The organism is Pseudomonas sp. ERMR1:02, assembly GCF_002277815.1.
GTDB lineage: Bacteria > Pseudomonadota > Gammaproteobacteria > Pseudomonadales > Pseudomonadaceae > Aquipseudomonas.
Window position 1 is genome coordinate 14,037 of record NZ_NKJI01000013.1, and the last position, 13,269, is coordinate 27,305.

General features: G+C 61.1%; 5 protein-coding genes and 8 pseudogenes. 4 read left to right on the top strand and 9 right to left on the bottom strand.

Annotated elements, in window-relative coordinates; translation table 11 throughout:
- Positions 1–79 precede the first annotated feature (79 nt).
- Both CES87_RS21220 and CES87_RS21225 read left to right on the top strand, forming a co-directional pair.
- Positions 80–1,092: pseudogene (locus CES87_RS21220) on the top strand (ABC transporter substrate-binding protein).
- A gap of 129 nt (positions 1,093–1,221) precedes the next feature.
- A pseudogene (locus CES87_RS21225) lies at positions 1,222–1,599 on the top strand (transposase); the annotation flags it as partial.
- Between the two features lie 385 nt (positions 1,600–1,984).
- On the opposite strand, the pseudogene CES87_RS21230 reads toward CES87_RS21225, so the two are convergent.
- Both CES87_RS21230 and CES87_RS21235 read right to left on the bottom strand, forming a co-directional pair.
- Positions 1,985–4,115 (bottom strand): annotated as a pseudogene (locus tag CES87_RS21230) (TonB-dependent receptor).
- A gap of 88 nt (positions 4,116–4,203) precedes the next feature.
- Positions 4,204–4,590, bottom strand: a complete 387-nt coding sequence (locus CES87_RS21235) for a DUF2946 domain-containing protein (protein ID WP_128607648.1) — start codon at positions 4,588–4,590, stop codon at positions 4,204–4,206.
- Between the two features lie 95 nt (positions 4,591–4,685).
- Here CES87_RS21235 and CES87_RS21240 point away from each other — a divergent pair.
- A pseudogene (locus tag CES87_RS21240) lies at positions 4,686–5,121 on the top strand (DUF3995 domain-containing protein).
- A gap of 99 nt (positions 5,122–5,220) precedes the next feature.
- On the opposite strand, the gene CES87_RS21245 reads toward CES87_RS21240, so the two are convergent.
- The 7 genes and pseudogenes from CES87_RS21245 to CES87_RS21275 form a co-directional block, all read right to left on the bottom strand.
- The gene (locus CES87_RS21245) at positions 5,221–5,580 is read right to left on the bottom strand and encodes a Na+/H+ antiporter subunit G (protein WP_128607649.1); all 360 of its coding nucleotides are present in this window, start codon (positions 5,578–5,580) and stop codon (positions 5,221–5,223) included.
- Positions 5,577–5,854: pseudogene (locus tag CES87_RS21250) on the bottom strand (K+/H+ antiporter subunit F). The gene CES87_RS21245 and the pseudogene CES87_RS21250 overlap by 4 nt, the downstream one beginning before the upstream one ends.
- On the bottom strand, positions 5,851–6,339 hold the full coding sequence (locus CES87_RS21255) for a Na+/H+ antiporter subunit E (protein WP_128607650.1): 489 nt from the start codon (positions 6,337–6,339) through the stop codon (positions 5,851–5,853). Before CES87_RS21255 ends, CES87_RS21250 begins: the two are co-directional and overlap by 4 nt.
- Positions 6,336–8,020, bottom strand: a pseudogene (locus tag CES87_RS21260) (monovalent cation/H+ antiporter subunit D). Before CES87_RS21260 ends, CES87_RS21255 begins: the two are co-directional and overlap by 4 nt.
- A pseudogene (locus tag CES87_RS21265) lies at positions 8,017–8,360 on the bottom strand (Na+/H+ antiporter subunit C). The pseudogenes CES87_RS21260 and CES87_RS21265 overlap by 4 nt, the downstream one beginning before the upstream one ends.
- A 13-nt stretch (positions 8,361–8,373) precedes the next feature.
- Positions 8,374–11,277, bottom strand: coding sequence for a monovalent cation/H+ antiporter subunit A (locus CES87_RS21270; RefSeq protein ID WP_128607651.1), 2,904 nt, complete (start codon positions 11,275–11,277; stop codon positions 8,374–8,376).
- A gap of 245 nt (positions 11,278–11,522) precedes the next feature.
- Positions 11,523–12,554 (bottom strand): DMT family transporter, encoded by a 1,032-nt coding sequence (locus CES87_RS21275; RefSeq protein ID WP_128607652.1) that lies wholly within the window; start codon positions 12,552–12,554, stop codon positions 11,523–11,525.
- On the opposite strand from CES87_RS21275, the pseudogene CES87_RS21280 reads away from it, so the two are divergent.
- Positions 12,549–13,111 (top strand): annotated as a pseudogene (locus tag CES87_RS21280) (helix-turn-helix domain-containing protein). The gene CES87_RS21275 and the pseudogene CES87_RS21280 overlap by 6 nt on opposite strands.
- Positions 13,112–13,269: the final 158 nt, after the last annotated feature.

The window sequence follows — 13,269 nt, forward strand, 5'->3', positions numbered from 1 at the left end:
ATGACTGAAGTTTCAGAGGCTTTGCGGTCTTCTGCCAAGCCATCCTGCTATTGCTGTGAACAGCACGAGGTGCAAAAGCATGAAAGCTTTTCGACGGTTGCTGGCTGCTGTCCTGGCCACTTGCGGTTTGTTGGCGTCACCCGCTGCGGTGCTTGCCGCCCAGACGCCGATCCATTTCGCCGATCTCAATTGGGAAAGCGGCAGCCTGATCACCGACATCTTGCGGATTATCGTCGAGAAGGGCTACGGGCTGCCGACCGACACGTTGCCGGGCACCACCATCACTCTGGAAACTGCACTGGCCAACAATGACATTCAGGTCATTGGCGAAGAGTGGGCCGGTCGCAGCCCTGTCTGGGTCAAGGCTGAAGCCGAAGGCAAGGTCGTCAGTCTCGGCGATACGGTCAAGGGCGCCACCGAAGGCTGGTGGGTGCCGGAATACGTGATCAAGGGCGACCCGGCCAAGGGCATCAAACCGCTGGCCCCGGACCTGCGCAGTGTCAGCGACTTGCCCAAATACAAGGACGTGTTCAAGGACCCGGAAGCGCCGAACAAGGGGCGTTTCCTCAACAGCCCCATCGGCTGGACTTCGGAAGTGGTCAACAAGCAGAAGCTCAAGGCATACGGACTGGACGACAGCTACGTGAATTTCCGCAGCGGTTCGGGTGCGGCGCTGGACGCCGAGATCAGCTCGTCGATTCGCCGGGGCAAACCGGTGCTGTTCTATTACTGGTCGCCCACACCGTTGCTCGGTCGCTTCAAACTGATTCAGCTGGAAGAACCGCCCTTCGACGCGCAAGCGTGGAAAACCCTGACCGACGCCGACAATCCGAATCCGAAACCCACCCGCTCGCTGGCCTCCAAGCTATCCATTGGCGTGTCCGCACCGTTCCAGAAGCAGTATCCACAGATTGTCGATTTCTTCACCAAGGTCGATTTCCCCATTGATCCGTTGAACCGGGCGTTGGCGCAAATGAGCGAAAACACACCGCGCCGCGTCAGGCAGCGGAGGCGTTCATGAAGGCGCACCCGGATGTGTGGAAGGCTTGGGTGCCCAAGGATGTGGCGGACAAGGTGTCTGCCGGTATGTAATTGGATGGACTCGCCCAAGCCAAGGCGTCAATGCGCCACGGTGGCAGTCTAAACAGCCAACGACAGCGAGGGCGAGTCCATGAAAAGCATACTTCGATTGATCAATCCGTGTCTTCTTCCGATTTGTCGGCCTGGGCACTGGTGGCCAAGGAAACCAAGCCTGAGCGATTTCCCAATGCCCGCAAGTTTGCCGCGTACTTTGGCATGGTGCCTGACCAGTACAGCAGCGGGCAGACGGTCCGGCTGGGGGACATGACCAAGCGAGGCGATGTGTATTTACGCAGCCTGATGATCCAGGGAGCCCATGCGGTGCTGCAACAACTACGACCTGATTCCCAGCAACCCGATGACCGCCGCTTGTTGCGCTGGATGAGCCGGCTGGGCCGTAAGGAGGCTGCGGTCAGGCTAGCCAACCGCAACCTGCGAATCGTCTGGGTGCTTCTCCAGAATGACCAGACTTATCGTCGCCAGGCTGGTGATGGCCAGCAAGCGACGATGAGCCACTGAGCGACAGAGTTCTGCCACCGAGGTACTAACTGTCCGGCCCTTTGCTGAAAAAAATTGACCCCAGGTAAGACCGGCGTGGATTGATGCCTTAGCTCCTACTGGCCTTCGAGGCCTGACTGTAATCGGCATACCACGAGCTCTTCCAATTTTGGCCAGAAGCCGAAGACGGCTTCCTCGAATAGGCCTAATACATAGATGCAACGGGGCGGCGGTTTTTCAAAAGCGGGTAGACAGTGGGGGCGAGTCCATACATAGGAGCTGGCTTGTCGGATCGCCGCACTGCAGCGAAAGCGGTTTGTCAGGCGACATCAATGCAAGATGAACGACCGTCTTCGCTGCGGTGCGGCGATCCGACAAGCCAGCTCCTACAGAGAAGTGGACTGGTTCAGAACCGCGTCTGTACCGCCAGCTCGAAGGTGCGCGGTGTGCCCAGGTAATACGCCGGCGATACATGGGCAAACTCGGCATACACTTCATTGGTCAGGTTACGTACCCTGCCAGTTATGGTGGTGTGCCGGTCGACCTTGTAACTGAGAAACGAGCCGAAAAGCGTGTACGACGGCACGGTCATGGTGTTGGCGCTGTCGGCGAACACCGACGCCACGTAGCGTGCATCCACACCCCTTGCCATTGCGGCGCGAAATCATAGGTCAACCACAGATTACCGACCCGATCCGGCACGTTGGTCGGCGTGTTGCCCTTGCGGGAAACCACTTGGCCGGCCGCATTCTTTCGGTGAATTCGTCGTACTGGGCATCGACCCAGGCAAAGTTGCCTTCGACCAAAAGCTTGTCGGTGATCCGCAGCGAACTGGCCACTTCGATGCCTTTGGAGCTTTGCTGACCCACCGGAATGCTCAGGGTCGGGTCCTGCGGGTCGGTCACCGCAAAGTCCTTGCGCTCAATGGTGTACGCCGCCACCGTCGCCGCACCACGACCGTCCAGATAATCGAACTTGCTACCGATCTCCCATTGCTTGCCCGTGGACACGTCGAAGTCTTGCGTGCCATTGGGCTGCTCGGCGGCGGTGCTGTATTGCGCGTAGACATTCGCCGAGGGAATGAACTGATAAGTCAGACCGACCCGCCCGGTCACCGGCTCCCAACTGCGCTTGAGGTGCCGCGGATTGCTGGCGGTCACGACGCGGTGGTTGGTCACGTCCAGATCGATGTCGTCATAGCGCAGGCCGGTGAGTAGCGACAGTTTGTCGGTGAGGGCCAGGCGGTTCTCGACGAACAGGGCCTTGGTGGTGACCTCGTTGGTCTTGTCGCTGACGAAACCCTGTTGTGTACCCGGAATGTCGTAGAAGTGGCCTGGCTGATAGTTATCCGGATCGACAGTGCTGGCGCCTTTGACATTCAGTGGCGAGTTGGTGGTCTGGTTGACCTTGTACTCGAAACCGCCGGACCAGGTGGTCGCAAGCCCCAGCAGCGTGTTGTCGTGGCGCAGTTCGAACTGGTTGCCGTTCTGCTCGCCCTGATGCCGCACCTGATACGCCGTGGATCGGTTCACCGCCGTGTTGTCGGCGTTGTACTGATAGGTTTCCAGGTTGCGGTAATCGCGCTGGCTGTCGAGGTGGTAAAGCATGTTGCGCAGGGTGGTGCTGTCGTTGATCCGGTAGTCGATGATCGAGCGCACCCAGATCGTCCGTTGCTCGTAGCGGCCGTCCTCGACGTTGTAGTTGTTGAAGCGGTTGTGTTTGTCGATTTCCAATTCGCCGGCCTTGGGATTTAAAACCGGCGTGGCCCAGTAGGGGCTGTCTTCGTGTTCGTCCTGGTATTCCAGGGCCAGGGTGTGGGACAGGTTCGGTGTCAGGTCGCTGAGCAACGAGAACGCTACGCTCCAGGCATCGCGTTGCTGGCGGTCGATGTAGCCGTTGCCGGCATTGTGGCTGACGTCGAGGCGCGCGTAGTGCTGCACGTCCGAACTGGCGTCGCTGAGTGCGTGATTCAAGCCGAAGGCGGTTTCGGTGGTGTCGTAGGTGCCGTAGCTGACCCGGCCTTCAAGCGCCTGCTCTTCACGAGTCGCCAGTTTGGTCACGTAGTTCAGCGAACCGCCCACGGAGCCGGCGCCATTGATCAGCGACGAAGGACCGCCGACCAGTTCCACCCGATCATAAATCCACGCATCCACTGGCCGGGCGAGACCGCCGGACACATTGACGCCGTTGAACATCTGGGTGATCTGGCTGCTGGTGAAGCCCCGATAGGAGACGAAACCACCAAAGCCGGGCGGCGCGCTGGCATTCACGCCGGGCAAGGTGTTGGCGGCGTCCTGGAAGTTCTGTGCGCCGTGGCGCTCGATGTCGTTGCGGTTGGCGATGGCCACCGAGGCCGGAGTTTCCCGCACGCTCAACCCCAGGCGCGAGGCCATGCCGCTGGACTGGTCGAGGCTCAGGCCGGGTTCTGCGTTTTGTTCGCCATCAATGGTGATCGGGGCCAGATCGATTGTGGATTGCGCCCATGTATTAACGGACAGGCAGCCGAACAGGCTTGCCAGTAGAGGAAAGTGTTTCATCAATGAATCCTGAATTCTTGGTTAGCAAGCAGCGCACACGCAAACGCCTCGCGTTGGCGAAGTGAGCTGATCGTTGAGGCAAAGAGATTCAGGCGAGCGGCGGCGCGCGCGGATTGGCCGAGGGCCAGGTAAAGCGGGCAGGAAGGTCGGCACTGGCGATCGGCGCCAGTGGCGGGCTGTGTTGCTCGGGGAGGTTTGCCAGGGTCAGGCTGGAATTGAAGGCCGGGCCCATGCCCCCGGTGGAGCACAGCGGACAGCCGAAGGCCTTGGACAGCGTCGGCAGTTGTTCTTCGGAGGAGTTGGTCGAGACCGGTGCCTGGGTGGCGGGGTCGACCGTACAGAACTGACCGCCGATGCCATTGAGCTGCATCCCGACCATTTGCCCGTGACCGATGCTGCAGGCGAACACATTGAGCAGAACGCAGCAATAGAGCGTCCAGGCCAGCAGTGAGCGATCGGTGCGGGAGAATTTCATGGGGCGGCACTTTACTCCTCCGCCGACCGGTCGTGCACTTCAAAAAATGCCGACTAGGATGATTCTGTCCAAATCTCTTTCAAGGATCTTCAACCATGACCTTTGCGTTGGCTCAATGGCTGGTGACGATATTTGCAGCGATCAGTTTGGTGCACGTGTATTGGGCGTTAGGGGGTGAATGGGCGGCGGTCGCGGCCGTGCCGCAGGTGCCGATGGAGGACGGTGCACAGTTGCAGCCAGCCTTTGAGCCGCAAGGCTGGATCACCTTGCTGGTGGCTGCAGCTTTGCTGATGATTGCCCTGTTGGTGTGTTTGCGGGTCGGCTGGTGGCTGCCGCAGGTGCAGCATTGGGTGCTGCAATGGGTGATCAGTGCGATTGCGATACTGTTGTTCGCCCGGGCGATCGGGGATTCGGAGCTGGTGGGGTTTTTCAAGGAGGTCAAAGGCTCCAGGTTTGCCCGACTGGATACCTGGGTTTATTCGCCGTTGTGTGTGGCGTTGGGGCGGATTATTAGCAGTGGCTTGGGTGTGAAACTGACCTCCAGTTGTAGGAGCGAGCATGCTCGCGATGGTCGTCAACGATAACGCTGGCAGCCTGACACCCCGCGGTGTTCTGTCGTCCATCTCGCTCCTACAGGTTCTCCGTCCTCCGGCTGCTGACTTCAGCCGGCACATCGTCCCCGGCCATGCGCTTGCGGAACAGCGCCGCCCGTGCCAGCAGCAGCGTGGTCACCGGCACGGTGATTGCCAGCAAAATCGGAATCAGCCACGCATGCAACACCGGCGCGGACTTGAGTGCCGAAAAGTAGATGATCGAGGCCAGCGCCACGCACCAGGCACCCAAGGTCGAGGCCAGGGCCGGCGGATGCATGCGCTGGAAATAATCCTTCATCCGCACCAGGCCGATGGCGCCAATCAGCGCAAACAGACTGCTGGACACCAGCAGAATCGCCACCGGGATCTCCACCCACAACGACAGTTCAGCATTCATTCGATCACCTCGCCGCGCAGCAGGAATTTCGCCAGTGCAAACGAGCCGACGAAGCCGAACAGCGCGATCAGCAGCGCCGCCTCGAAGTAGGTATCACTGGCATAGCGAATGCCCAAGGCCAGCATCATCAGCATCGCAATGATGTACAGGTAGTCCAGCGCCAGCACCCGGTCCTGGCCGAAGGCCCCCTGAACAGGCGGATCAGCGTCAGGATCATCGCCACGGAAAACAGGAACAGGCTCAGCACAATCGCATTCGACAGCAAGGCGCTCATTCGAATATCTCCATCAACGGGCGCTCGTACGTCGCCTTGAAGTGCTCAATGAAGAGCATCTCGTCATCCAGATCGAAGACGTGCAGCAACAGAATGCTGCGATCCAGTGCCAGTTCCGACCAGACCGTGCCGGGCACTACCGTGCAGATCATTGACAGCGTCGCCAGGCCGTTGGCATTGCGCAGGTCCAGCGGCACCTTGATGAACTGCGAGCGCGGCGGGCGGCGGTCGGCGTTGAGCACGCCCCAGGCCACGGCGAGGTTGGACGCCAGCACATCACGACCGACCACCAGGAACAGGCGCAGGATCACCCCCGGCCGACGAATACGGATCGGCAACGGGCGCAACTTGCGCATCATCAACGGCGCGCAGAAACCCAGTGCGGCGCCCAGCAGCAGGTTGCCGGGGCTCATTGACAGGTTCAGCACCAGCCACAACAACCACAGGGCCAGCGACAGCCACGGCGCAGGAAACAGACGCTTCATGGTTGCACCTCCAGCAGCGCGGCCCTGGCTTCGGGGCTCGGCACCGCCCGGGTGCCGAGCACGGCCATTACGTATTGCTGCGGGTTGTTCAAGGCATCGGCGGCTGCCTGGGTGTAGCGCAACAGCGGTTCGGCCTTGAAGGTCAGCGCAATGCTCAAGCCCAGCAGTGCAAAGATCGGCACGCATTCCAGTCGACGCAGTACCGGCGACGGCCGTTCTGCCGGCGTCCAGAAACGCTGGATGCCCAGGCGCGAAAACGCGACCAGCGAGGCCAGACCGGAAAGAATCAGCAGCGCCAACAGACCCCACGCCGCGTTCGAAATCGGCGCTTCACTGCCATTGCCAAGACCCAGCGGATTGAGCAGGGCGCTGAGCAGACCGAGTTTGCCAATGAACCCGGAGAGCGGCGGCATGCCTATGATCAGCAGTGCGCAGGCAATGAAGCTCAAGCCGAGGAAGGCCATGGTCCAGGGAATCACCTGGCCGACCACGGCTTTCTGATCGTCGTCGAGGTTGACGCCCTTGGCCGGATGCAACGATTCCAGCGGCCGCGGCAACATCTCGTTTCATCCTCCAGCGGGACTTCGTTGGCCGAGCGCGAACGTTCGATCAACTCGGCCAGCAGGAACAGCGCGCTCAAGGCCAGGGTCGAACTGACCAGGTAGAACAGCGCCGCGCCAATCAGGTTTGGCTGGGCGAAACCGATGGCTGACAGCAGAATCCCCGCCGACACCAGAATGCTCAGGCTGGCCATGCGTTCCAGGCGCTGCGCGGCGAGTATCGCCACGGCCGCGCAGACGATGGTCGCCATGCCGCCGTAGATCAGCCAGTCGCCGCCGAAATACGCCGATGCCCCGGCCTGACCGGAGAACAGCAGGGTCCACAGGCGCAGCAAGGTATAGATGCCGACCTTGGTCATGATCGCAAACATCGCCGCCACCGGTGCGCTCGCCGAGGAGTACGCCGGCACCAGCCAGAAGTTCAGCGGCCACATCCCGGCCTTGGCCAGGAACGCGACCGCCAGAATCCCCGCGCCGGCATGTAGCAGCCCGCGGTCAGCTTCCGGCACCAAAGGGATTTTCAGCGCCAGGTCGGCCATGTTCAGGGTGCCGGTGACGCCGTAGATCAGCGCCGCGCCGATCAGGAACAGGGTCGAGGCCAGCAGGTTGATCGAGATGTAATGCAGCCCTGACGACACCCGCGCCCGGCCCGAACCGTGCAGCATCAGTCCATAGGAGGCGGCCAGCAGCACTTCGAAGAATACGAACAGGTTGAACAGGTCAGCAGTCAGGAATGCGCCATACAAGCCCATCAACTGAATCTGGAACAGCGCATGAAAACTAGAGCCGGCACTGTCCCAGCGCGCCATGGCGAACAGCAGGGCGCTGACGCCGATGATCCCGGTCAGCACCAGCATCAGCGCCGACAGGCGATCGACCACCAGCACCAGGCCGAACGGCACTTGCCAGTTGCCCGGCAGGTAAACGCCAATGGAGCCGGGCACGCCGGTGGTTTGCGTCCATTGCAGGAGTAGAATGGAGATACCCAGCCCCAGCAGGCTGGAGAACAGGTTGATCCTGGCTTTGAGTGGGCGATGTTTCTCACCGAGCATCAGCATGATGGCGGCGGTCAGCAGCGGCAGCAGGATGGGAGCCGCGATCAGGTGCGTCATCGCATTCATTCTTTAGGCTCCCGGCCATCCACATGGTCGGTGCCGGTCAGGCCCCGGGAGGCCAGCAATACCACCAGGAACAGCGCGGTCATGGCGAAGCTGATGACGATCGCGGTCAGCACCAGCGCTTGCGGCAACGGGTCGGTGTAATGCAGAAGATCCTGCGGCACGCCGTCCTTGATGATCGGCTCCTTGCCGATAAACAGGCTGCCCATGCTGAAGATGAACAGATTGACGCCATACGACAGCAGGCACAGGCCATGACCACCTGAAACGTCCGCGGGCGCAGGATCAGCCAGACACCGGACGCGGCCAGGACGCCGATGGCGATTGCGATGACTTCTTCCATCAGACGGCCTCCTTCATGGCGACGGGTTTGGCTGGGCAGCGGTCTTGTGGCCCCGCACCGATTGGTGGGCGAGGGCGGTGAGGATCAGCAGCGTCGAACCGACCACCACTGCGTACACGCCAATGTCAAAGAACAGTGCGCTGGCGAGGTGAATGTCGCCCAACAGCGGTAGGTCGAAATGCCAGGTGTGGGTGGTCAGGAACGGATAGCCGACCGCCATCGCGCCCAGGCCAGTGACCGTGGCGAACAGCAGGCCGGTGCTCATCCAGCGCAACGGTCGCAGGCTCATTTGCGCCTCGACCCACTGGGTGCCCGCCACCATGTATTGCAGGATGAACGCCACCGACATCACCAAGCCCGCGACAAAACCGCCGCCCGGTTGGTTGTGCCCGCGCATGAACAGGTAGAACGACACCACGAAGGCAATCGGCAACAGCAGGCGCACCAGCACCGCCGGGACCATCATGAAGCCGAGTGCGGTGTCGCTGGCGTGACGCGGGTTGACCAGATCGGTGACCACGTCGGGCGCGAGCAAACGCTGCTGGGACGGTAGTTGCAGGCTTTCTTTGGGTGGGCGGAAACGGCGCAGCAGGGCGAACACGGTCAGGGCCACAGCCACCAGCACGGTGATTTCGCCGAGGGTGTCGAAGCCGCGGAAGTCCACCAGCATCACGTTGACCACGTTGCTGCCGCCGCCCTCGGGCAAAGCGCGACTGAGGTAGAACGAGGAAATGTCGTTCGGCGTCTGGCGCGTCAGCATGGCATATGCCAGCAACGCCATGCCGCCGCCGACCACGGTGGACAGCAGCAAGTCGCGGATACGCCGGATTCGCGCCTTGCGCAAGCTGCTCGGCAAGGGAACAACCTCTTCGATCCGTCGTGGCAGCCAGCGCAGGCCCAGCAGGATCAGCACCGTGGTCACCACTTCGACCACCAGTTGCGTCAGGGCCAGGTCCGGCGCCGAAAACCAGACGAAGGTCACGCAGGTCATCAGGCCGCAGACGCTGACCATGGTCAGGGCGGCGAGACGGTGATACTTGGCCTGCCAGGCAGCGCCGAGGGCACAGGCAATCGCCAGCAGCCACAGGATGACGAACACGATCGAACCCGGAATCTTCGGCCGGTCGCCCCAGTGCAGGCTGCTGTGGAGCATCGGGATCAACCCGGCCAGCACAGCGGCGAGCACCATCAGGAACAGTTGGGTCTGCAGGCGCCGGGTGCTGACCCGCCGCTCCAGGCGACGGGCCAGACGCATCTTGATCATTAAAGCGCGCTCGAACAGACGCTTGCCGTTGAACCGGCCAATCAGCGGTGGGTAGAGGAAACGCCCGCGCTTGAACTGATTGCGCAGCAGCAGATACAGCACGATGCCTCCGGACATGGCGATCAGGCTCATGATCATCGGCGCGTTCAAGCCATGCCAGATCGCCAGGCTGTATTCCGGCAGGGTTCCGCCCACCACCGGCAGCGCGGCAGCGGCAAGCAGCGGGCCGACTACTTGCGCCGGGAAGATCCCGACCACCAGGCAGGTGAACACCAGTAACTCGACTGGCGCGCGCATCCAGCGCGGCGGTTCGTGCGGGGTATGGGGCAGGTCGGTGGCGGTCGGGCCGAAGAACACGTCTACGGTGAAGCGCAAGGAATAGGCGACGCTGAAGGTCCCGGCGATGGTCGCGACGATCGGCAGCGTGGTTTCGATCCAGGCACTGGCGTTGATAAACACGGTTTCGGCGAAGAACATTTCTTTCGACAGGAAGCCGTTAAGCAGCGGCACGCCGGCCATGGAGGCGCTGGCGACCATGGCCAGGGTGGCGGTGAATGGAATGAGTTTGATCAGACCGCTGAGTTTGCGGATGTCGCGGGTGCCGCTTTCGTGGTCGATGATGCCGGCGGCCATGAACAGCGAGGCCTTGAACGTGGCGTGGTTGAGGATGTGGAACACTGCCGCTACGGCAGCCAGCGGGCTGTTCAGGCCCAGCAGCAGGGTGATCAGCCCCAGGTGGCTGATGGTCGAGTAGGCCAGCAGGCCCTTGAGGTCGTTCTGGAACATCGCGCAATAGGCGCCGAGTAACAGGGTGCAAGCCCCGGCGCCACTGACGATGTAGAACCATTCTTCGCTGCCGGACAGCGACGGCCACAGCCGTGCAAGTAGAAAGACCCCAGCCTTGACCATGGTCGCCGAATGCAGATAGGCCGAGACCGGTGTCGGCGCGGCCATGGCGTGGGGCAGCCAGAAATGGAAGGGGAATTGCGCACTTTTGCTCAGGGCGCCGATCAGGATCAGGGGTAACAGGATGGGGTAGAGGGCATGTGCGCGAATCAGATCGCCGGCGGCCAGGACCTTGTCCAGGTCATAGCTGCCGACCACATGGCCAAGCAACATGACCCCCGCCAGCAGGCATAAGCCGCCGGCACCGGTGACCATCAGCGCCATGTAGGCGCCACGCCGCGCATCGGCGCGATGGTGCCAATAGCCGATCAACAGGAATGAGAAGAGGCTGGTCAGCTCCCAGAAAAACACGATCTGGATCAGGTTGCCGGAAATCACCAGCCCGAGCATGGCGCCCATGAAGGCCAGGAAAAACGCGAAGAAACGCGGTACCGGATCGTCCGGCGACATGTAGTAGCGGGCGTACAGCGAAACCAGTGTGCCGATGCCCAGCACCAGCATCGAGAACAGCCAGGCGAAACCGTCCATGCGCAGGACGAAGTTCAAGCCCAGGCTTGGCAGCCAGAAGTATTCTTCGCGGATCACGCCGCCATGGGCGATTTGTGGGTACAGGAGGGCGACCTGGACGGTGCCAATCAGGGCAACGAGGCCAGCGAGCAGGGATTCGGTATTACGCGCGTTGTGTGGCAGTAGCGCTGCCAGACAGCTGCCTATAAAAGGCAGAAGCAGTAGAACTATCAGGGACATAGGCTTCTAATCTGCGGAGGTTTGTGAAGCATCATACGTGCCAGCTCCCGGATCACCAAACGCCAAGCTGTCGCAGAATCCTACAAGGTAGACGGAAAATCCTTGTTTAACATTGTTTCAAAGAAAGAGGTTGGCAGGTCCGGCCCCTTCGCGGGCAAGCCTCGCTCCTACAGAGGTACGCATATCCCTGTAGGAGCGAGGCTTGCCCGCGAAGGCGATCTATCAGGCGCAACAAATGCTGCGGCTTATCTTTGTGTTTCCCGCTCCAACTCTTCCTCAGCCGCAGCACCCTTACCCTTACCCTTGGTCTTCAACTCACTGACAATCACCGCCGCCACAATCAACCCCGCACCGACCAGTGCAATCGCCGGCAACCGCTCCCCGGCGATCCGCCCGACAATCCCCGCCCACACCGGCTCGCCGGCATAGATCAAGGTCGCCCTAGTTGGCGAAACACTCTTCTGCGCCCAGTTCATCGCCACCTGAATCGCCGCACTCGCCGCGCCCAGCCCCAGAGCGCTGCACAGCAGCAACCAGGAGAACTCCGGAATCCGTTCCTGGGTCGGTACCACCATCAGGAACGACAGCAACGACGTGACGGCCAATTGCACCACCGTCACCCGCTTCACATCGACCTGGCCGGCAAAGTTGCTGATCAGAATGATCTCTGCGGCAATGGCGATGGCGCTGATCAACGTGGCGATTTCACCGGGGCTGAAATTCAATGCCGCGCCGGAAGGCCCCGACAGCAGCATCAGCCCGGTAAACGCCAGCATGATCCCGATGCTTGGCATCAACCCAGGGCGACGCCCCAGCACCAGCCATTGCAGCAACGGCACGAAGGGCACGTACAACGCGGTGATGAACGCCGACTGGCTGCTGGGAATGCTTTGCAAACCGACGGTCTGCAAGCCGTAGCCGAGCATGATCGCCACGCCGATAAAGGCGCCGGCCTTGAGTTCGAACAGGGTCATTTCCCGCAGGCTGCGCCAGGAAAACAGGGCAACGATGGTCGCGGCGGCGGCAAAGCGCAGGCCGACGAAAAACATCGGTCCGCTGACAGTCATCGCATGCTGCACCAACAAGAAGGTCCCGCCCCAGACCACGGTGATCAGCACCAGCACACACTCAGCCTTGCTGAGCCGCAGGAAACGGGAGGAAGCCTGGGAGGAGTTCACCGACGTCATGATCTTGCACACTATTTGAGGGGGACGCACAATGCGCCGGAAGTTGGGCAGTATACTGCGCAATACCACCAAGTGAGCAATATAGTGCACAAAGATTCCACGCAACGGGCTTCGGTCCTGCAGCACGTCAGCCAGAACGTCCGTCGTCTGCGCCATGCCGCCGACATGAGCCAGACCGCCCTGGCGGAAAAATCCGGCGTCAGCCGCCGCATGCTGGTGGCCATCGAGGCCGGCGAAAAGAACGTCAGCCTGACCACTCTCGATCGTGTGGCCGAGGCTCTGGACGTGGCATTCAGCGACCTGATCCAGGCCCCTGACGTGCGCGACCATAGCCGCATCAATGAACTGGCCTGGGCCGGGACGATTCCCGGCAGTAAAGCTGTGTTGCTGGCCAAGGCCAACGCCAGCCGTGAAGTCGAGCTCTGGGAATGGCGCCTGGAACCTGGCGAGCACTACCCGTCGGAGCCGGATGCCGATGGCTGGAGCGAACAGTTCTACGTCTTCGAAGGTTGCCTGACGCTGATGGTCGGCGATGTACCGCACCGCATCAGCGCCGGCGAGTTCTTCATGTTCGCCAGCAACCAGCCCCATTCCTATCGAAATGAGGGCCGGTGGCGGTGCGGTTTGTGCGTAATGTGGTGATCTGAACTGTTGGCTAATCAACAGCGGAGAAACACTTTGCTGTTCCCAAGATGTAAGTGTTTCTTGAAGTACTGTCTAAGCTACTGAAATTAAACGAATTTAATAACAGGCACGACTCCTGCAAACGCACTGGGTATTCATCCCCAAAGCTTTCGGAGTGCCG

Excerpts from the sequence above, each read along its gene's own strand:
- CES87_RS21270 (WP_128607651.1), bottom strand. The coding sequence starts at position 11,277 with ATGTCCCTGATAGTTCTACTGCTTCTGCCTTTTATAGGCAGCTGTCTG.
- CES87_RS21245 (WP_128607649.1), bottom strand. The coding sequence starts at position 5,580 with ATGAATGCTGAACTGTCGTTGTGGGTGGAGATCCCGGTGGCGATTCTG.
- CES87_RS21255 (WP_128607650.1), bottom strand. The coding sequence starts at position 6,339 with ATGAAGCGTCTGTTTCCTGCGCCGTGGCTGTCGCTGGCCCTGTGGTTG.
- CES87_RS21235 (WP_128607648.1), bottom strand. The coding sequence starts at position 4,590 with ATGAAATTCTCCCGCACCGATCGCTCACTGCTGGCCTGGACGCTCTAT.